Source organism: Caulobacter sp. RHG1 (assembly GCF_013181195.1).
Classification (GTDB): Bacteria; Pseudomonadota; Alphaproteobacteria; order Caulobacterales; family Caulobacteraceae; genus Caulobacter.
Map to the genome: position 1 here is coordinate 530,233 of NZ_SMZP01000003.1, position 19,254 is coordinate 549,486.

Genomic DNA, 19,254 nt, shown 5'->3' on the forward strand with positions numbered 1-19,254 from the left:
TTCTTCGGCGGCCCGGTCGCCTAGAGGGTTCGCATCATGATCCTGACCCTCTCCTGCCCCGACCAGCGCGGCATCGTCGCCAAGGTGTCCGCTTTCCTCTTCGAGCGCGGCTGCAACATCCTCGACGCCCAGCAGTTCGACGATCAGGAGACCGGCCAGTTCTTCATGCGGGTGGTGTTCGACGCCGATGGGGCCGACCGCACGACGGTCCGCGAACAGTTCGGCGACGTCGCGACCGCGCTGAAGATGAAGTGGACCCTGCGCGACCGCACCGAGCGCTATCGCGTGTTGCTGCTGGCCAGCAAGTTCGACCACTGCCTGGCCGACCTGGTCTATCGCTGGCGGATCGGCGAGCTGCCAATGGACATCGCCGGCGTGGTCTCCAACCACCCGGCCGAGACCTACGGCAATGTCGACCTGTCGGGCCTCCCGTTCCACCACCTGCCGGTGACCAAGGAAACCAAGTTCGAGCAGGAAGCCGAACTGTGGAAGCTGATCCAGGAGACCAAGACCGACATCGTCGTGCTCGCCCGCTACATGCAGGTGCTGTCCGACGGTCTGTCGGCCAAGCTGGCCGGTCGCTGCATCAACATCCACCACTCGTTCCTGCCCGGCTTCAAGGGCGCCAAGCCCTATCACCAGGCCCATACGCGCGGCGTAAAGCTGATCGGGGCCAGCGCCCACTATGTGACCGGCGACCTGGATGAAGGCCCGATCATCGAACAGGACGTCGAGCGCATCAGCCACCGCGACACCCCTGAGGACCTGATCCGCAAGGGCCGCGACATTGAGCGCCGGGTCCTGGCCCGCGCCCTGCGTTATCGCCTGGAAGACCGGGTGCTGCTGAACGGGCGCAAGACCGTGGTCTTCACGGACTAAGGTTGCGCGTACAGGAAAAACTGGATACGGGGCATCCTCTTCTAAAGGCAGAGCATTTCAGGGCATGTCTCAGCAGACTCTACGCGTGATGGTGACCGGCGGCTCGGGCTTCATCGGCTCGGCCGTGTGCCGCCACCTCGCTGGCCAGAACGATGTCGCGATCCTCAACTTCGACAAGTTGACCTACGCGGCCTCGCCGGCCAGCCTGGCCATGATCGAGGGCAAGGCCGACTACCAGTTCGTGCAGGGTGACGTCGCCGACGCCGCGGTCGTTTCGGCCACCGTGAAGGCCTTCCGCCCCAATGTGATCATGCACCTGGCCGCCGAGAGCCATGTCGACCGCTCGATCACCGGCCCAGGCGACTTCGTCCAGACCAACATCGTCGGCACATATGTGATGCTGCAGGCGGCCTTGGAGCACTGGCGGAGCCTGGAAGGTGAGGCGAAGGATAGCTTCCGCTTCCACCACATCTCGACCGATGAGGTGTTCGGCAGCCTGGGCGCCGAGGGCCTCTTCAGCGAGACGACGCCTTACGACCCGCGCTCGCCCTATTCGGCCTCGAAGGCCTCTTCCGATCACCTGGCCCGCGCCTGGCAGCACACCTACGGCCTGCCGGTGGTGGTTTCGAACTGCTCGAACAACTACGGCCCCTATCACTTCCCCGAGAAGCTGATCCCGCTGGTCACGCTGAACGCCCTGGAAGGCAAGCCGCTGCCGGTCTACGGCAAGGGCGACAATGTCCGCGACTGGCTGCACGTCGAGGATCACGCGCGCGCCCTGCACCTGATCGCCACCAAGGGCGTCCCGGGCGAGAGCTACAATGTCGGCGGCCGCAACGAGCGCACCAACCTTGAGGTGGTCGAGGCGATCTGCGACGTGCTTGACGAGCTGCGTCCGATCGCCGGCCAGCGCCGCCGCGACCTCATCACCTTCGTCGCCGACCGTCCGGGCCACGACGCCCGCTACGCCATCGACGCCACCAAGCTGGAAACCGAGCTGGGCTGGAAGGCGCAGGAAACCTTCGACACCGGCCTGCGCAAGACCATCCAGTGGTATCTGGACAACGAGACCTGGTGGGCGCCGCTGCGCGAGCGCTATGCCGGCCAGCGCCTGGGTCTGAAGACCGACTGATGCCGCGTATCGTCCTCTTCGGCGCCAACGGCCAGATGGGTTCGGACCTGGTCGCACTGGCGCACCAACGAAGCCTCGACCTCGTCCCGGTGACCCGCGCCCAGATCGATGCGGCTGACCCAGGCGTCACATTCGACGGCCTCGCGTTCGACGTCGCCATCAACTGCGTGGCGGTGACCCGCGTCGATGATTGCGAGAAAGACCCGGGCCCGGCCGTGGCGATCAACGCCCATTTCGCCAGCCGCCTGGCCAAGGCTTGCGCCGCCAGGCGCGCGCGGCTGGTTCAGGTCTCGACCGACTACGTCTATGGCGGCCAGGCTCAGCGCGAGCCGTTGTCGGAAGTCGTTGGTCGCGCGCCGGTCAATGTCTATGGCGCGACCAAGGCTCTGGGTGAGGACCTGGCCCGTCTGGAGCATGACGACGTCATCGTCGCCCGCGTCGCCTCGCTGTTCGGCGTGGCCGGGGCCAGCGGCAAGGGCGGCAATTTCGTCGAGACCATGATCCGCTTTGGCAAGGAACGCGGCCGCCTGACCGTCGTCGCCGACCAGGTGATGTCGCCGACCGCCTCCTGGGACGCTGGCGAGGCTATCCTCGACCTGATCGCGGCGAACGCGCAGGCTGGCGACTATCACGTGGTCAATTCGGGCGTGGCCAGCTGGTGCGCGTTCGCGCAGGCGATCATCGCCAGAGCCGGCGTCGCCGCCGAGGTCGCGCCGATCCCGACCAGCCAGTTCCCGACCCCGGCCCGCCGGCCGCCCTACAGCGCACTCTCGAACGCCAAGTTGGAAGCTGCGATCGGCCGGCCGATGGCGCATTGGACCGACGCGCTGGACCGCTACCTCGCCGCCAAGGGTCACGCTTAGGACTCGATTTCGCCAAGACCTGCGCGAAATCATGGTGTCGAACCCGCAATCCCCGAAACTATGGCTCACGCCGTCGCGGAATCCCCTCTAGGGTTTCGCCACAGGACTGAAGAAGAAGACGTAATGAAGGGCATCATCCTCGCGGGCGGTTCGGGCACGCGGCTCCATCCCGTGACCCTGGCGATCAGCAAGCAGCTGTTGCCGGTCTTCGACAAGCCGATGATCTACTATCCGTTGTCGGTGCTGATGATGGCTGGCGTGCGCGACGTGCTGATCATCTCGACCCCGCGCGACCTGCCGCTGTTCGAGGGCCTGCTGGGCGACGGCGCCCGCTGGGGGATCAACATCTCCTATGCCGAGCAGGCCGATCCGAACGGTCTGGCCGAGGCCTATCGCATCGGCGCGGACTTCGTCGGTAATGAACCGTCGATCCTCGTCCTGGGCGACAACCTGTTCTACGGCGCGGGCCTGGGCCGGATCCTGCAGGGCGCCAAGGATCGCTCCAAGGACGGGGCCAGCGTCTTCGCCTATTTCGTCAACGACCCGCAGCGCTATGGCGTCGTCGAGTTTGACGGCGCTGGCAAGGCCGTGTCGATCGAGGAGAAGCCCGAGAAGCCCCGCTCGAACTGGGCGGTCACCGGCCTCTACATGTACGACAACCGCGTCGTCGACTTCGCCCGCGACCTCAAACCGTCGCCCCGTGGCGAGCTGGAGATCACCGACATCAACCGCCTGTATCTGGAAGCGGGCGCCCTGTCGGTCGAGCGCATGGGCCGGGGCTTCGCGTGGCTGGACACTGGCACCCACGACAGCCTGTTGGAGGCCTCGGAGTTCGTGCGCACGCTGGAACACCGCCAGGGCCTGAAGATCGGTTGCGTCGAGGAGGTCGCCTATCAGAACGGCTGGATCTCGACCGAGCAGCTGCTGGGCCTGGCCCACGACCTGCAGAAGTCTCCGTATGGGGCGTATCTGAAAATGATCGCGGGGCAGGGCGAGCACGGGGCGCTTTAAGCGCTCGCGAGCGCCCCTCCGTCTCGTCGCTTCGCGCCGATCCACCTCCCCCGTTTCACGGGTGAGGAAAGAACGCTCCTCCCCTGCGAAGCGGGGGAGGTGGCCCGAAGGGCCGGAGGGGGCGCTCTGCCCTAAGGCTTCGGCTGTTCCGCCAGATCCTGGGTCTTCGATGCGCAGCCCTTCAGGGTCTCGCCGTCGATCCACACCTCGGCCACATAGCCGTAGCGGCGGTCGGACATGCCGTCCGAGCACTCGCCGGGGGTGACGCGCAGCACCAGGCGCTGGTCCTCGCCGATGGTGGCGTCCCAGACACCCTGCTCGCCATCGGCCCGTACGCCGGGATTGGCTGGAGCGACGTCGGCGTGGTCTGGGCGCGACAGAGTCACGCTGCCTTCGCGCACCTTCACGTTCCAGAACGGCTCGGTCCCCACGGCGTCGAAATCGCCGGAATAGTCGGGGCCCACCGTCATCGGCGCATCGGCCGGCGGCGGCGCTTCCTCAGCCGAACCCATGGGGGTCTGACCGCAAGCGGTCAGAAGGAGAGCGGAGATGAGGAAGGCGTGGATGCGCATGTCTTTGTCTATCCCCTCAGCCGACGACGAACGCTAGAGTTCAACGTGATGAATCGCTCGACGCCCCCCACTTTCCTGGAATTCTTCGCCGGCGGCGGCATGGCCCGCCTCGGTCTGGGCGATGGCTGGTCCTGCGCCTTCGCCAACGACTTCGACGCGGTCAAGGCCGAGACCTATCGCGCCAACTTCGCCGACGCTGAAGGGCACTTCCACACCGGCGACGTCTTCGCCCTGACCGCCGAGGCTTTGCCGACCGCGGATCTGGCCTGGGCGTCCAGCCCTTGCCAGGACTTCAGCCTGGCCGGCGCCCGCGCGGGCCTGGCCGGCGGCAAGTCCTCGGCCTTCTTCGGCTTCTGGACCCTGATGAAGGCGCTGTCCGCCGAAGGGCGCGCCCCGCCGGTGATCGTCATCGAGAACGTCGTGGGCCTGCTGACCTCGCACGGCGGCGACGACTTCACCGCCCTGTGCGGGGTGCTGTCGGAAGAGGGCTACCGCTTCGGAGCGCTGGAGATCGACGCGGCCGCCTTCACCCCGCAGTCGCGTCCCCGTGTGTTCGTGGTCGCCACCCGCCTGGAGCCCGGCGAGCTGGAAGGCGGCAGCGCCTTCCACACCCGCGCCGTGCGCGAGGCCGCCGCGCGCCTGCCCGACGACCTGAAGGCGCATTGGATCTGGTGGGGCGTGCCCTCGCCGCCGGCCCGCAACACCGACCTGGCGGTGGTGCTGGAGGACGACGCCGCCGTGACCTGGAACGCGGACGAGCGAACGCAGGCCCTGCTGGCGCTGATGGCCCCCACCCACCGCCAGGCGGTCGAGCTGCGGGTCCGCGAAGGCGGTCGCTCGGTCGGAGCGGTGTTCCGTCGAATGCGCGGCGGCGAGCAGCGGGCCGAGGTGCGGTTCGACGGTCTCGCGGGTTGCCTGCGCACGCCGCGCGGCGGCTCCTCGCGCCAGACGCTGCTGGTCATCGACAACGGCGTCGTCCGCTCGCGGCTGGTCAGTCCCCGCGAGGGCGCGCGGTTGATGGGCCTGCCCGAAAGCTACGTCCTGCCGCGCTCGCAGACGGCCGGCCTGCAGGTGATCGGCGACGGCGTCGCGGTTCCGGCCGTGCGCTGGCTGGCCCAAAGCCTGCTGGAGCCGCTGGTCTATAGCAAAACTGCAAGCCTCGCCGCCGAATGACCTCCTGACAGCTGGGAATTGGGGGTCTAAGTTGCCCCTCGCTTTTTTTTGGCGCTTCCCGCAACCTCCACGCTCAGAGGCCTTCCGATGGACGACGCTTCCTCCCTGTATGACGCCGCGCGATTCAAGCGCGCTGGTCGCGGCAAGGTCTATGACTCGATCATCGACACCATCGGCGACACCCCGCTGATCCGCCTGCCGCGCCTGTCGGCCGAGCTGAACCCCAAGGGCGAGGTGCTGGCCAAGCTGGAGTTCTTCAACCCGATCGCCTCGGTCAAGGACCGCATCGGCGCCTCGATGATCGAGTCGCTGGAGGCCCAGGGCATCCTCAAGCCCGGCGCGACCATCGTCGAGCCGACCTCGGGCAATACCGGCATCGCCCTGGCCTTCGTGGCCGCCGCTAAAGGCTACAAGCTGATCCTGGTCATGCCTGAGAGCATGTCGGTCGAGCGCCGCAAGATGTTGCTGCTGCTGGGCGCCAAGCTGGAGCTGACCCCGGCCGAGAAGGGCATGCGCGGCGCCGTCACCCGCGCCCAGGAACTGGTCGAGGCCACGCCCGGGGCGGTCATGCCCCAGCAGTTCGAGAACAGCGCCAACCCGCTGGTCCACCGCGTCTCGACCGCCGAGGAGATCTGGAACGACACCGCCGGCGCCGTCGATGCGGTGGTTTCGGGCGTCGGCACCGGCGGCACGATCACCGGCGTCGGCCAGGTGCTGAAGGCGCGCAAGCCATCCCTGAAGATGGTCGCCGTCGAGCCGGAAGCCTCGCCGGTGCTGTCGGGCGGCGCGCCCGGCCCGCACAAGATCCAGGGCATCGGCGCCGGCTTCGTGCCCGGTGTGCTGGATCGCGGCGTGATCGACGACATTGTCCAGGTCGGCAATGACGACGCCTTCGCCATGGCCCGCCGCGCGGCGGCCGTCGAGGGCCTGCCGATCGGCATCAGCTCGGGCGCGGCCTTGGTCGCCGCCTTCGATCTGGCCCTGCGCGACGAGTACAAGGGCAAGACCATCGTGGCGATCATCCCCAGCTTCGCCGAACGTTACCTGTCCACGGCCCTGTTCGAGGGTCTCTGACCACCTTGCGGGTCGGCGTTGTTGGTTGCGGGGTCGGCGGCATGGCCGCCGCCCTCGCGCTCGCGCGCCGGGGCCATGAGGTCACGTTGCTCGAGGCCTTCGCCGCCCCGCGCCCGCTAGGTTCCGGCCTGCTTCTGCAGCCGACGGGTCTCGCGGCGTTGAAGGCGCTCGGCCTGGACGAGACGATCCGCGCCGCCGGGGCGCGCGTGGAGCGGCTGGAGGGTCACGACACCCGTGGTCGCCAGGTCATGGACCTCGACTACGGCGACTGGCGGACCGGCGCGCATGGCGTCGGCATTCACCGCGCGGTGCTGTTCGACACGCTGCACGACGCTCTCGTCCCCGCCGGGGTCACGGTCGTCACCGACGCCCGCATTCTTCGCATCGAGAACCCGGAGAAGCCCGTTCTGCACGACGAGCGTGGCCGCGCCTTCGGGCCGTTCGACCTGGCGGTAATCGCGGACGGTTCGGGCTCGGCCCTGCGTTCAGCGGTCCGCCCCGGAGCGCGGGCGCCCGTCTATCCATGGGGCGCGGTCTGGACCAACGCCACGGACATCGACAGCCGCTTCGCCGGCGCCCTCCGGCAGGTCTATCACCGGGCCGAGGTGATGACGGGCGTCCTGCCGGTCGGGCGCGGTCCCGAAGGCGAGACGAACCAGGTCAGCCTGTTCTGGTCTTTGCCGGTGGCCGATATCGACGCCTGCCTGGCCGGCGACTTCGAGATCTGGCGGCGTGAGCGCCTCGCGCCGCTGTGGCCCGAGGCCGCCGCCCTGCTGGAAGGCCGCGAGGACTGGGCAGGCTTCTCCCGCGCGATCTATCGCGACGTCTCGGTGGGGCGCTGGAGTCGCGAGGCCTGCGTCCTGTTGGGCGACGCCGCCCACGGCACCAGCCCGCAGCTGGGGCAGGGGGCCAATCTCGCCCTGGTCGACGCTGTCGAGCTGGCTGCGCGGCTGAACCAGGACCAGCGTCCGACCGCCATGGCCGTACGCGCCTGGCAGGGCCAGCGGCGGCGGCACACAGGCATTTATCAGCTGGCCTCCAAGGGGCTGACGCCGCTGTTCCAGGCCCATGGCGCGTTCTGGCCCTTGATGCGCGATCTCTTCTTCACCCCGATGTCCCGTTGGCCGGGCCTCAAGCAATTGGGCGTCCTGCTGCTGACCGGGACCTTGCGCCTGGGCCGTTTCCCGTCGGAGACCCGGCCTTGAGCGCCGACGTCTATGACGCCGCCAAGCGCTCGGCCGTCATGGCGCGGGTCAAGAGCAAGGACACCAAGCCGGAGATGGCCCTGCGCCGTATCCTGACGGGCCTGGGCGCGCGCTACCGCCTGCATCGCAAGGACCTGCCGGGCAATCCCGACCTGGTGATGCCCGGACGCCGGCTAGCCTTCTTCGTCCATGGCTGTTTCTGGCACGGCCACGACTGCGCGCGGGGGTCGCGTGTACCGAAGAACAATCGCGACTACTGGCTGGCCAAGGTGGCGCGCAACAAGGCCCGCGACGAACGTTCGACCGAAGCCTTGCGGGCGACCGGCTGGCGGGTCGAGACGATCTGGGAATGCGCTTTCAAGGACGAGCCGGCGCTAACGCAGCGTCTGGCGGCGCTGCTGGATCAGGCTGCGTTGGATGCGGATATGGCAGAGTCGTCGCGCGCCAGCACCTGAGCCAAGGCCCCGAACAGTTCGGCCGGGTCGATCGGCTTGGAGACGTGGGCGTCCATGCCCGCCTCAGCGCATTCGTCCCAGTCCTTGGGTGTGGCCGAGGCGGTGACGGCGACGACTGGCACAGTGCGGTTCGGACCGGTCCCGGCGCGCAGGCGGCGGGTGGTCTCGCGCCCGTCCAGGCCGGGCATGTAGACGTCCATCAGCACGGCGTCGAACACTTCGGAGCCCAGCAGCTCGAGGGCTTCCTCGCCGGATTCGGCCAGGGTCGTGTCGACGCCGAACGGCTGCAGGATCAGCTCGATGGCCCGGCGATTGACCACATGGTCATCGACCACCAGAACCCGCAGGCCGGTGAGCGAGGGGCCCTCGATCGCGGCGGGCGGCGCTTCGGCGGCGTCGAAGGTGGCGACCAGGGTGAAGTGCGCGCCGAACCCGGGCGCGCTGGTCGCGGTCAGGTCGCCCCCCATCAGACGGGCCAGCTCGCGGCTGATCACTAGGCCCAGGCCCGATCCGCCGTGCTGGCGCACGACGGCGCTGCTCAGCTGGTCGAACGGGGTGAACAGGCGCGGCAGCACGGCCTGGTCGATGCCCGGCCCGGTGTCGATGACGTCGATGGTCAGACGCACGCCGTCCGCGTCCTCGCGAGCGTGCAGATTGATGGTGACGCCGCCGCGCGCCGTGAACTTGATGGCGTTGCTCAGCAGGTTGTTCAGCACCTGACGCAGCCGCATGCCGTCGCCGCTGACCCAGCGGGGCAGACCAGCCGCGCCCTCGATGCGCAGGCGCAGACCCTTGCGAGCGGCCTCTGGCCGCCACAGGCGCAGGGTGTCGGCCAGGGTCTGGCGCAGGTTGAAGGCGGTGTTCTCGACCGACATCCGGCCCGCTTCCAGCCGCGAGAAATCCAGCAGGTCGTTCAGCAGGGTGCGCATCAGGCCGCCGGCGTCGGCGATCAGCTGGGCGTGGACCTTCGCGCTGGCCTCTGGGACCTCGCTGTGCAGGCGTCCCGCGCCGGCCAGGATGGCGCTGATCGGGGTGCGCAGCTCGTGGCTGATCATGGCCACGAACGCCGACTTGGCGGCCACGGCTTCCTCGGCCTCGTAGCGGCGGCGTTCGGCCTCCAGCTTGGCGTCGGCCTCGGCCTTCATGGCGGTGCTGAGGGTGCGGGCGGCCACCGCGACGCTGGCCACCAGCATCAGGGCGCCCAGCCACAAGGCGTTGGCCAGGGGCGAGCCCGGATTGGCCGCTCGCGCTACGAACGGTACGGCCAGCAGGTAAAGCACATGCGGAGCGGCCGCCGACAGGGTCGCCGAGCGCCGGCTGCCATTGACCACCACCACGTTCAGCAGGGCCCCGGCCAGCAACATGCCGCCCAGGGTGGGCGCAAAGCGGGCGTGTGAAGCGAACAGCGGGATCGACAACGAGCCGAACACCGTCGAGGTCAGGAAGGGAATGACATTCAGGGTCAGCCGCTTCCAGACGCCGCGGACGCGCTCGGGGCGCTTCAGCATCCAGCGGGCCAGGGCCAGCTCGGTCAGCTGTATCGCGGTGTAGAGCGCGGCCCAGAGCCACACCCAGTCCATGCCGACGAACAGGTCCAGCAGCAGGGCGATGGCGAAGGTGACGCTCAGGCGCAGATAGGTGTTGGCCCGCCGAGCGGCGAGGGCGCGCATCACATCGCTGTTTTCGACACCCGCGCCCATGTAGCGCTCAGCCTCCAAGACAGATCGAACGCGATCCTAGCCTCGGGTGACACCTAGCCGTGAAGGGCTAAGATGGAGTGAAAGAATGTCGCACCGTCAATGGCTTGGCCCAAAATGGGGAGTCACGGTTTCGGTCCGAACGCCTTCGTCAGGTCTTCGGGGGCGATTCCGTCCAATTCCAGGCGCTTGACGCGGGCGGTCTCGCCGGAGGTCAGGCGCACGGCCGAGCGCGAGATCTTCAGGGTCTTGGCCAGGAAGGCCGTCAGGGCGGCGTTGGCCGCCCCATCCACGGGCGGGCTGGCCACCCGCACCTTCAGATAGGGCCGGCCGTCCGCGTCCAGCGCCCAGCCATCGACCGCGTCGCGGCCGCCGCGCGGGGTGAGGCGGACGGCCAGGACCTCGGCCAAGGCCCTTAGCCGAGCAGGTTCAGCAGCGAAACTTCCAGCGCCGGCATGATGAAGCGTTGGATGCCGCGCAGCAGCAGCAGCACGATGATCGGGCTGATGTCGACGCCGCCGATCGACGGAATGATCCGGCGGAACGGCGCCAGGATCGGATCCGTCACCCGGTCCAGGAAGGTGGCGACGTTGTAGACGAACTGGTTGCGGCGGTTGATCACGTCGAACGCGAACAGCCAGCTCAGGATCGCCGAGATGACGATGGCCCACCACAGCAGCTCGAGCAGGGCGTTGAGGATGAAGAAGACGAGTTGAATGATCGGGGCCATGAGACTTCCGTGGTGACGCCGAAGCTTCTTGCCGCGCCGCGCCCCAACTGACAAGGCGATTGCCAAAGAGCGGTGCGAGAACCCCGCTTGACGAGCGGCTTCAGGGGCCGTATCTCCGCCGCTCCTTGGGGCCGTAGCTCAGATGGTAGAGCGCCTCGTTCGCAATGAGGAGGTCAGGGGTTCGATTCCCCTCGGCTCCACCAAGGACCCCCTTTAAGTCATTGTAATTGAATGCTTATCGGCAGCGGGCGATGGGCCGTGCCCACGTTTTTCCCCACACAATGTTTGGGCTGGGGCGGCACAAGGTGGCGCGTGGCGAGCTCCCTAGGGACTGCGCCAGATTAGCCAGCCAACTTCACAATGAGACCCCGCTCGCGCAAAAATCTTCCAAGCGCCGTGATTGCTCCGTGACAATATGACGCCCGCAAGAGACGTCATTTCTTAAGGCCAAGCTTACCCACGGCCACCGGTCTGTAACAATTAATCTGAAATTAGAGCCTGCAAGATCATCTCATGATCATGGACGCGCTCACGTCGCAAACTTCAGTATGTGAAGCTGAAGCCTTTGACATCGAGGCGGGCTGGTCGCGCTTGGCCGCCGGCGAACGCGGCTTGCGCGCGCCTGGCGGCACAGCCGCGGAACGCGCGTTCAATCAAATCGCCGCTCAGCTGGAGGCTTCGGCGCTCAGTGCGGCAGGCGCTGCAAGCGTCAGGGACTTCACCGGCGACGCTAGCGGCTATGTCGCCGCAATGTCGATCAAGGGCCTGAGCCACCTGCGCCGTGAGCTGGGGTCTTCTGTCGCCGACCGCATTATCGCTGAAACGACCGAACGCCTAAAAGCTCTACTGCCAGAATCGCGCCTTGGGCGCGTCGGCCGGGCGGGCTTGGAGTTCGGCTTCAGCGCCGCTGATGAAGCTGACGCCGCTGCGGCGCTGGCCAGGCTCGAGGTCGCCTTTGAACAACGGTTGCACGTCGACGGCCAGGTGTTTGATCTCGAGGTTGTCATCGGGTTCGCCAGCCGCGCGCGGCACGGGGAATATGCGGCCGACTGCGCCGCCGACGCATTGATCGAGGCCCAAGCCAAGGGACGCGGGGTTCTGGCCTATCGAGAGGCCGACCTCCAGCAGGCTGCCGAGACCAGCGCAATGTTGCGTGACCTGCGCGCGGCTCTGGCGGACGACGCCCTGTCGCTCGTCTATCAGCCCAAGCTGCATGTCGCCTCCCAATCGGTTCTGTCCGTCGAGGCCCTGCTGCGGTGGCGTCATTCCTCGAAAGGCTGGATCTCTCCGGAGGTCTTCATCGGTTTGGCGGAGGAAACGGGCCTGATCGCCGACATTACCCGATGGGTGGTGCGCAAAGCCATTTCGGATCAAGCCTGGCTTGCCGGTTCAGGCAAACCGGTCACTGTCTATCTCAACCTTTCTGGTCGCCTCCTTGCGGATGTTTCGTTTTGCGCCTGGATCCTGGATACGGTGCGCCAGTTCGACGGCTGCGCTCTGGGCCTGGAGATTACCGAGACTGCGGTGATCGATGACCCGGAGCGCGCCCTGGCCAACTTGCAGTTGCTGGTGGGCGCCGGCCTGAAGATCGCCATCGACGACTACGGCTCAGGCCTGTCGTCGCTCTCGTATCTTAAGCAGATGCCCGCCCACGAGTTGAAGATCGACAAGATGTTCATCTCGACGCTGACGTCTAGTCATCGCGATCCACTATTGGTTCGCTCGACGATCGACGTGGCCCATGCGCTCGGTATGGAGGTTACGGCCGAGGGCGTTGAGACAGCCGGGGTGCTGGCTCTGCTTCGTGTGATGGGGTGCGATCACATCCAAGGCTACTTTGTCTCCAAACCGTTGGAGCTTTCAGCACTCGCCGACCTGTTGGGCGACAAGGACTTCGGTACGGCGTTCGCTCGCCAAGCCTCGCCGTTCAAGCTGCCAAGGGCGTCCACACAAGGTATGGCCGGATAAGTCCTGGCAATACTGTCGGAAAGTCGACGGTATCATAAGGGATTGTCCAAGCTCGCGTTTCAGTCGATGAACGCAGCATCCAGTATTGGGAGTTTGGAATTGCGGATTTTGTTCGTCGAGGACGACGCCATGAACCGCCGAGTGGTTCGGGACATGTTGTCGGTCGCGGGCTTAGATTTGGCCGAGGCCCCGGAAGCCGAGACCGGTCTTCGCATGATCGAAAACAACGACTACGACCTGATCCTGATGGACCTGCGTATGCCCGGCATGGACGGTCTGACCGCCATCCGCGCTATTCGCGCGCGCGATGATGCCAAGGCCAATCTGCCGATTGTCGTCGTGACTGCGGACATGGCCTCTGACATCCGTCACCAATGCCTGACCGCAGGCGCCGACGACGTTATGATGAAGCCGGTCGCGATGGAAAACCTGTTCGACACGATCGGGAGAGCGATCTCCGAACGCGGCGGTCAAACGCTGATCTAGGTTAGAACGACGCAGAGATCGCGGCGAAGACGCGCCAGTCTTTGTCGCCGGTTTCGTAGGGCGTGCGGGTCAAGGGCTTAGCCGCCTCGACGCGCGCTGTGATCTTGTTGTTCACCGTCACCCGCAGACCGCCGCCGGCTGACGAGAAGGCCGCCGAGCGCAGGCTATAGACTGAGGGTGTGTTCCACACCTTGGCGCCATCGACGAAGGCGTAGGCTTGAACGAAACTGACCGGCCCGGCCTTTTTCGGCGCGACGCCGTACCGCAACTCGGCCATGGCGCCAACGCCGCTATCGCCTGAGATTTCGCCATAATTGTAGACCCGTCCGTATGGCAGGCCGCCGGGCGCGAACTCCTCGGAGAGCAACAGGTGGTTGGGGCTCCATTGGGCGTCTGTGGAGACATAGATGCCCATGCGCTTGCCAAGGTCGCGATAGTGGCTGGCGCCGACATTGACCTTCCAGAAGCCGCCATCGGCATCGAAGCGCGAGTGGCTGCGGCTGGGCGTGCGCGTGGCGCCAAGAACCTGGAGTCCGCGCGATACTTGGGCATATCCGCTAATCGAAGAGCGGTTAGTGCCGCTGTCCGCCTGAATCGAGGCACGCGCGACCCGCAGATCGTCACTGTAGGCCCCACCGTTGCGGTAAGACTGTTCGACGTGCCGGCCGTCCAGCGCGACCGCAGCCCAGACAGCTGTTTTGCGGTCGCGGACGATGGGATGGGCCAGCCGCAGGCTGACGGCCTGGCTCTCGGTGCCGACGGTATTGTTCTGAGGAGCGCTGCCTTGGCGCGACCGAGAGGCCGAAGCGCCGACACGCAGGCGTGTTTCGCCCGCCAGCGGCGCTCCGTAGGCCAAGTCGGCCTGGACATACTCGCCTGGATCGTTGGGTACGGTCATTACCGACAGCGCCAGCTGGTCACCCGCCGCGACGACACCGTTGCGGGCTAGGCGGACATTGGCCTGCACCGGCCCCAGCGATCGAGCGCCACGGTTATCGACGTAGATACTGCCGGTCCAGCGCTTGAGGCCGGCGACGACGACAAGTTTGTGCCGCGCCGGGTCATCAAGATTAGGTTCAATGCGGGTGCTCGGCCGGACGCCCGGAAGATCGCGCGCCAAGGTCAAGCGGCGCTCCAGGTCCGCGAGGCGTAAGGGTCGCCGGCCTGAGACACCGTCAAGCAGGGCCTCGACGGCCGGGGCCGCGTCGCCCGTGACCTCGATCTGATCGATATAGCCCTCGTAGACGCGGATGCGGGCGTGGCCGCCCGGGACTTGTGGCGGCACGACGGCGCGCGACAGGAAATAACCATCGGCGCGATACTTGTCAGTGATGGCCTGGGCGATCTTGACCAGGTCTTCCATGCCGACTTCGCGGGTCAGATAGTCGGAATACAGCGGTGCCAGCTGCTTCAGCGGATAGGCGCTAACCCCGTCGATCGTCAGGCCTGTCAGGACGAAACGCTCGCTGGACTGGGCTTGAGGGGGCAGCGGCTGCTGGGCAAGGGCCGGCGTTGAAATACTCAACGTTGCAAGAATAGTCGCTAGCAGGCAGGCGCATAACCTGGCAAAGGCTATGTCGACTAGCAGACGCTTAGCATTCGATACGAGATGTCCCACAACGAAGACAGTGGCAGGGATAGATAAATCCACTGTTAAGCGCGCTTCGAAACTACGGAAGTTAGGAGAGATTTAGCTTCGTGGGTTTATGTCTGACCAACTACATCGATTGGCAGGTATAGAGGTACTACCATGGGTCTGACCCGTATGGCCGTCGCGGTTTCGGCGATTGCGCTGAGCGCTACGGGCGCCTTCGCGGCGGACTGGAAACTGGTCGAGGTCGCCGGCGTCGTCCGTGTGGCAGCCCCTGGTAAGGCTCCGTCGCCCGCCGTCGCCGATCAGGTCCTACCGGTCGGGAGCATGGTTACGACGGCCGCAGGCGGCCGCGCGGCCTTATTCAATGGCAAGCAGCGCATCACCCTTGGCCCCAACAGCCGCATGTCGGTAGCGCCAGAGTCAAACGACGGTATGACCCGCGTCATGCAGGATCTGGGTTCGATCCTGTTCCAAGTCGACAAAAAGCCTTCGCAGCACTTCCGCGTGGAGACCCCGCTGCTAGCCGCTGTCGTGAAGGGCACCACCTTCACCGTCAACGTCGAGATGGGCGCCGACTCCGTCCACGTCGCCGAGGGCTTGGTCGAGGTTCACGCCAACCAAGGCAGCGCGACGCGCGATGTGGGAGCTGGGGCCACAGGCGTGGTGTCCAAGGCGGCGCCCGAGCAGCTCAACGTCGAAACGCCGCGCGCGAGTGTCGATGCACCCCTTCCCGCACAGACCGTGTCGTTGGACTACGGTGCGGTGTCGGGGGGGCTCGTCGAGGGTCCTGGGACAGCAAGTGCGGGCGTGGCTGCGCCTATGGCGCCGACGGCGAACGTGGTCGCTTCCGTTGCTAGCGAGGGCCCGGCCTCATCGGGCGGTGCCATCCCGGCTGCTTCCGTGGCGATCGCCCATGTCAGCCTCGCGGCGAGCGGCGACATCGCCAGCCCAGCCGCTGGCGCAGACGGTTCGGGACGCCCTGGGACGGCAACGGAAAACCTGGGCCATACCGGTGGCACTACCGGATCGAACACCGGTGCGAGCGCCGGCAACGGTAACGGCGACAGCGGCTCCAACAGCAACGGCCAGGGTAACGGTAATTCCGGGAACAACGGTCAAGGTCAGGTCAGCGGCAACGGCGGTACCGGCGGCAGCGGCAACGGGACTACGGGCTCGAACGAGAACGGCCAGGGCAACGGCAATTCCGGGACCAGCGGGAACGGCAACTCGGGGAACAATGGCCAAGGCCAGGGCAACGGCAACGCCGGTGGCAATGGCAACGGAAACTCAGGCTCGAACGGCAACGGTCAGGGCAACGGCAATTCCGGGACCAGCGGGAACGGCAACTCGGGGAACAATGGCCAAGGCCAGGGCAACGGCAACGCCGGCGGCAATGGCAACGGAAACTCAGGCTCGAACGGCAACGGTCAAGGCAACGGCAATTCCGGGACCAGCGGGAACGGCAACTCGGGGAACAATGGCCAAGGCCAGGGCAACGGCAACGCCGGCGGCAGTGGCAACGGAAACTCAGGCTCGAACGGCAACGGCCAGGGCAACGGCAATTCCGGGACTAGCGGGAACGGCAACTCAGGGAACAATGGCCAAGGCCAGGGCAACGGCAACGCCGGTGGCAATGGCAACGGAAACTCAGGCTCGAACGGGAACGGTCAGGGCAACGGCAGTTCCGGTGACACCGGCAGCGGCAGCGGCAGCGGCAACTCCGGCAACAGCGGCCAAGGCCAGGGCAACGGCAACGCCGGCGGCAACGGAAACTCAGGGTCGAACGGCAACGGTCAAGGCAACGGCAGTTCCGGTGACACCGGCAATAGCAACTCCGGAAACAGCGGCCAGGGCCAGGGCAACGGCAACGCCGGCAATGGCAACGGGACCTCAGGCTCGAACGGAAACGGCCAAGGCAACGGCAATGCGGGTGACACCGGGAACGGCAACTCCGGGAACAACGGCCAAGGCCAGGGCAACGCTGGCGGGAACGGCAATGGAAATGCGGGCTCGACCGACAATGGTCAGGGCAACGGCAACTCCGGCAACAATGGAAACAGCGGATCTACGGGCAACGGCAACGGCAAACCCAAGGGTTAAGTCTTGATCGAGATTAAAACGATCTTTGGCGCGCGTTTGCGGTCGGCCATTGGCGTGGCGCTGGTTACGGCGTGCGCGGCGCTTGCCGCTCAGGCCGGGGCCCTGCATCCGCTGGACGACGCTCTTTCGCAGTGGCGCTTCCAGTTGCTCAAGCGGCCGCCCAGCGCAACGCTGACCGTCGTCGAGATCGACGCCGAGAGCCTGCGCGCCGCCGGAACCTGGCCCTGGGGCCGGGACCGGTTCGCGCGGGTAATCGACAATCTGAACGGCGCCGGCGCCAAGGTTGTTGGACTCGACGTCGACTTCAGCTCCCGCTCCTCGGCCGCCGCCGACGAGGCGCTGGCCGCGACCGTTCGGCGCTGGCCCGGCCAGGTCATCATGCCCACCTTCGCCCAGGCCGGGCGCGGCCCCGACGGCCGCACCATCAGCACCCGCCCGTTAGACGCCCTGACCGAGGATGTCGTGCTGGCCAGCGTCAACGTTCCGGTCGACGCCGATGGGCGTGTGCGGCGCTATAAGCTGGGATTTGACACCCCCGCCGGCCTGCGCCCCTCGATGGCGGCAACGCTGCTGGGCCGCTCTCCGGACTCGGGCGAATTCCTGATCGACTACAGCTTCAACGCCAACGCCGTGCCTAGGATCAGTTTCAAGGACGTCTACGCCGGCAAGTTCGATCTGAATTTGGTCCGTGGCCGCAACGTCCTAATCGGCTCGACGGCCATCGAACTGGGCGACCAGTTCGCTACGCCGAAGGGCGGGATCATGCAGGGCGTGTATGTTCACGCCCTGGCTTATGAAAGCCTTCTCGTTGGCCGCGCACTACAGACGCCGGGCCTTCTACTGCTGGTCATCTGCGCGGCCCTTGTGGCGTTCTTCTTGCGCCCTAGAGACAGCGCCAACTACGGCGCGGCGCTGCGCCGCCATCTGTTTGTGGCCGGGGCGGTAATCATTCTGCCGGTGGTGCTTCAGGCGTGGACCCCGGTTTCCTTCAGCCCCGGCGTCCTGATCCTGACCCAGGTTTTGAGCATGGCCTGGCTGGTGCGCGCTGAACTCAAGCGCCGCGCCGAAGCGGTGGTGCAGGCGCGCGAAGCTCATCTGCGACAGCTGGCTGATCACATGCGCGAAAGCCGCGATAGCATACAGGCTGCCCACGACGAACTGGCCGTTGCTAACGTCGCGCTGGACAACGCGCTCAAGGCGCGCACCGACTTTCTGGCTATGACGAGCCACGAGATCCGCACGCCGCTTAACGGGGTGATGGGTATGACCCAGGTGGTCCTGGCCGATCCGACCCTGCCTGCCGAGGTTCGCGAAAAGATCCGTCTGGTCCACGCGAGCGGGGAGACCATGCTGGCCCTGGTGGAGGACCTGCTGGACGTCGCCAAGATGGAGAGCGGGACCATCGCCATCGAGAAGGCGCCGATGGACCTGGGCCGCCTGTTCGACGAGACGCTTGCGGTCTGGACCGATAAGGCCTTGGAAAAGGGCCTGCGCCTGACCGGGGACCGCGCCCAAGCGCCGGCCCTGATCGACGAGGACGCCGGCCGCCTCCGCCAAATTCTGTTCAACCTGCTGGCCAACGCCATCAAGTTCACCGAGGCGGGCGAAATCTCGCTGACCAGCGGCGTCGAGCGATCGGAGAACGGCGACACCTTGGTGTTCACCGTCACCGACACCGGCATCGGCATCGCGCCGGAACATTTCGAGCGCATATTCGAACCGTTCACCCAGGTCGATGCCAGCACAACGCGCAAGTATGGCGGTACGGGCCTGGGGTTGCCGATCTGTCGTCGACTGGCCACTGCGATGGGCGGCACATTGCAGGTGGAAAGCGAGCTGGGCGGCGGGTCTCGCTTCATTGTCCGGCTGCCTCTAACCGAAATCGTTGTGGCGGACGGAGGGGCGGCCACCGCGCTGCAGGACGCCACCGTGCTGCTCGTCGAAGCCAACCCCTTGGCGCGAGGCGTCCTGAAGGCGGCGCTCTCGGCCCAGGTTGCCCACCTCGAGATCGTCGCGACGCTTGGAGAGGCCCGCCAGGTTATCGCCGGCCGCGCCTGTGATCTGGTGCTCCTCGAAGGCAAGACCCTGTCCGAGGCCCAGCGCGAAGCCGCTGAGGTTTTGGCGGATTTCGCCGGCGAGGCGAGAGCCGCACGGATCGTCGTGCTGTGGGCCGGTGAGCCTGAGGAGGCGGGATCACTGCGAGCCGTCGGCGCGGATCTCGTCGTCCAAAAGCCGATCGCGGCGGGTGAATTGCCCGAGCGCCTGCGGGAATTGTTCGCGGCCGATGTCGTCGCCGACGCAGCTTAAAAGGAAGT

The 19,254-nt window shown here is 66.5% G+C and carries 17 protein-coding genes and 1 tRNA gene; 13 read left to right on the forward strand and 5 right to left on the reverse strand.

The annotated features are described in order from the left end of the window. Positions 1-36: 36 nt before the first annotated feature. The 4 genes from purU (at position 37) to rfbA (ending at position 3,885) form a co-directional block, all read left to right on the forward strand. Positions 37-879: a formyltetrahydrofolate deformylase gene (gene purU / locus E1H18_RS10285; RefSeq protein ID WP_172267167.1), complete on the forward strand. Its 843-nt coding sequence runs from the start codon at positions 37-39 to the stop codon at positions 877-879. Positions 880-943: 64 nt separating this feature from the next. Further along, complete coding sequence (gene rfbB / locus E1H18_RS10290; RefSeq protein WP_172267170.1) at positions 944-2,011, forward strand: dTDP-glucose 4,6-dehydratase; 1,068 nt, start codon at positions 944-946, stop codon at positions 2,009-2,011. After that, entirely contained in the window at positions 2,011-2,874 is an 864-nt protein-coding gene (gene rfbD, locus E1H18_RS10295; protein ID WP_172267173.1) for a dTDP-4-dehydrorhamnose reductase, read from the forward strand. The genes rfbB and rfbD overlap by 1 nt, the downstream gene beginning before the upstream one ends. 123 nt (positions 2,875-2,997) lie before the next feature. Further along, a complete protein-coding gene (rfbA, locus tag E1H18_RS10300; protein ID WP_172267176.1) occupies positions 2,998-3,885 on the forward strand; it encodes a glucose-1-phosphate thymidylyltransferase RfbA in 888 nt (295 codons plus the stop codon). 131 nt (positions 3,886-4,016) lie between these two features. Here the strand turns inward: rfbA and E1H18_RS10305 are convergent, their stop codons facing one another. Then, complete coding sequence (locus E1H18_RS10305) at positions 4,017-4,457, reverse strand: COG3650 family protein (protein ID WP_172267179.1); 441 nt, start codon at positions 4,455-4,457, stop codon at positions 4,017-4,019. A 48-nt stretch (positions 4,458-4,505) separates the two neighbouring features. Here E1H18_RS10305 and E1H18_RS10310 point away from each other — a divergent pair, with 48 nt between their 5' ends. From E1H18_RS10310 to E1H18_RS10325, 4 genes are all read left to right on the forward strand, one after another. Continuing rightward, positions 4,506-5,630 (forward strand): DNA cytosine methyltransferase, encoded by a 1,125-nt coding sequence (locus E1H18_RS10310; protein ID WP_172267684.1) that lies wholly within the window; start codon positions 4,506-4,508, stop codon positions 5,628-5,630. 87 nt (positions 5,631-5,717) lie between these two features. Continuing rightward, on the forward strand, positions 5,718-6,704 hold the full coding sequence (cysK, locus tag E1H18_RS10315; RefSeq protein WP_172267182.1) for a cysteine synthase A: 987 nt from the start codon (positions 5,718-5,720) through the stop codon (positions 6,702-6,704). Between the two features lie 5 nt (positions 6,705-6,709). Next, positions 6,710-7,909: an NAD(P)/FAD-dependent oxidoreductase gene (locus tag E1H18_RS10320; RefSeq protein WP_255500962.1), complete on the forward strand. Its 1,200-nt coding sequence runs from the start codon at positions 6,710-6,712 to the stop codon at positions 7,907-7,909. Next, entirely contained in the window at positions 7,906-8,364 is a 459-nt protein-coding gene (locus E1H18_RS10325; RefSeq protein ID WP_206679051.1) for a very short patch repair endonuclease, read from the forward strand. Before E1H18_RS10320 ends, E1H18_RS10325 begins: the two co-directional genes overlap by 4 nt. Here E1H18_RS10325 and E1H18_RS10330 read toward each other — a convergent pair. From E1H18_RS10330 to E1H18_RS10340, 3 genes are all read right to left on the reverse strand, one after another. Then, positions 8,313-10,034: an ATP-binding protein gene (locus tag E1H18_RS10330; RefSeq protein ID WP_172267188.1), complete on the reverse strand. Its 1,722-nt coding sequence runs from the start codon at positions 10,032-10,034 to the stop codon at positions 8,313-8,315. The two genes, E1H18_RS10325 and E1H18_RS10330, sit on opposite strands and share 52 nt — an antisense overlap. Before the next feature lie 152 nt (positions 10,035-10,186). Continuing rightward, complete coding sequence (locus tag E1H18_RS10335; protein WP_172267191.1) at positions 10,187-10,471, reverse strand: DUF167 family protein; 285 nt, start codon at positions 10,469-10,471, stop codon at positions 10,187-10,189. A 5-nt stretch (positions 10,472-10,476) separates the two neighbouring features. Beyond that, positions 10,477-10,791 carry a YggT family protein gene (locus E1H18_RS10340; protein WP_172267194.1) on the reverse strand — a complete coding sequence of 105 codons (315 nt, stop codon included), beginning with the start codon at positions 10,789-10,791 and terminating at the stop codon, positions 10,477-10,479. A 127-nt stretch (positions 10,792-10,918) separates the two neighbouring features. Between E1H18_RS10340 and E1H18_RS10345 the strand changes: the two genes are divergently transcribed. The 3 genes from E1H18_RS10345 (at position 10,919) to E1H18_RS10355 (ending at position 13,245) form a co-directional block, all read left to right on the forward strand. Next, positions 10,919-10,994 (forward strand) — tRNA-Ala (locus E1H18_RS10345). Positions 10,995-11,304: 310 nt separating this feature from the next. Then, a complete protein-coding gene (locus E1H18_RS10350) occupies positions 11,305-12,759 on the forward strand; it encodes a bifunctional diguanylate cyclase/phosphodiesterase (protein WP_172267197.1) in 1,455 nt (484 codons plus the stop codon). A 42-nt stretch (positions 12,760-12,801) separates the two neighbouring features. Further along, the gene (locus E1H18_RS10355; protein ID WP_241735964.1) at positions 12,802-13,245 is read left to right on the forward strand and encodes a response regulator; all 444 of its coding nucleotides are present in this window, start codon (positions 12,802-12,804) and stop codon (positions 13,243-13,245) included. Position 13,246: 1 nt separating this feature from the next. Here the strand turns inward: E1H18_RS10355 and E1H18_RS10360 are convergent, their stop codons facing one another. Continuing rightward, the gene (locus E1H18_RS10360) at positions 13,247-14,896 is read right to left on the reverse strand and encodes a ShlB/FhaC/HecB family hemolysin secretion/activation protein (RefSeq protein WP_172267203.1); all 1,650 of its coding nucleotides are present in this window, start codon (positions 14,894-14,896) and stop codon (positions 13,247-13,249) included. Between the two features lie 99 nt (positions 14,897-14,995). Between E1H18_RS10360 and E1H18_RS10365 the strand changes: the two genes are divergently transcribed. Together E1H18_RS10365 and E1H18_RS10370 are read left to right on the forward strand one after the other, a co-directional pair. After that, a complete protein-coding gene (locus E1H18_RS10365; protein ID WP_172267207.1) occupies positions 14,996-16,939 on the forward strand; it encodes a FecR family protein in 1,944 nt (647 codons plus the stop codon). Positions 16,940-16,942: 3 nt separating this feature from the next. Beyond that, positions 16,943-19,246, forward strand: a complete 2,304-nt coding sequence (locus E1H18_RS10370; RefSeq protein WP_172267210.1) for a CHASE2 domain-containing protein — start codon at positions 16,943-16,945, stop codon at positions 19,244-19,246. Positions 19,247-19,254: the final 8 nt, after the last annotated feature.

Excerpts from the sequence above, each read along its gene's own strand:
- purU (WP_172267167.1), top strand. The coding sequence starts at position 37 with ATGATCCTGACCCTCTCCTGCCCCGACCAGCGCGGCATCGTCGCCAAG.
- rfbB (WP_172267170.1), top strand. The coding sequence starts at position 944 with ATGTCTCAGCAGACTCTACGCGTGATGGTGACCGGCGGCTCGGGCTTC.
- rfbD (WP_172267173.1), top strand. The coding sequence starts at position 2,011 with ATGCCGCGTATCGTCCTCTTCGGCGCCAACGGCCAGATGGGTTCGGAC.
- rfbA (WP_172267176.1), top strand. The coding sequence starts at position 2,998 with ATGAAGGGCATCATCCTCGCGGGCGGTTCGGGCACGCGGCTCCATCCC.
- E1H18_RS10305 (WP_172267179.1), bottom strand. The coding sequence starts at position 4,457 with ATGCGCATCCACGCCTTCCTCATCTCCGCTCTCCTTCTGACCGCTTGC.
- E1H18_RS10310 (WP_172267684.1), top strand. The coding sequence starts at position 4,506 with ATGAATCGCTCGACGCCCCCCACTTTCCTGGAATTCTTCGCCGGCGGC.
- cysK (WP_172267182.1), top strand. The coding sequence starts at position 5,718 with ATGGACGACGCTTCCTCCCTGTATGACGCCGCGCGATTCAAGCGCGCT.
- E1H18_RS10330 (WP_172267188.1), bottom strand. The coding sequence starts at position 10,034 with ATGCGCGCCCTCGCCGCTCGGCGGGCCAACACCTATCTGCGCCTGAGC.
- E1H18_RS10340 (WP_172267194.1), bottom strand. The coding sequence starts at position 10,791 with ATGGCCCCGATCATTCAACTCGTCTTCTTCATCCTCAACGCCCTGCTC.
- E1H18_RS10350 (WP_172267197.1), top strand. The coding sequence starts at position 11,305 with ATGATCATGGACGCGCTCACGTCGCAAACTTCAGTATGTGAAGCTGAA.
- E1H18_RS10365 (WP_172267207.1), top strand. The coding sequence starts at position 14,996 with ATGGGTCTGACCCGTATGGCCGTCGCGGTTTCGGCGATTGCGCTGAGC.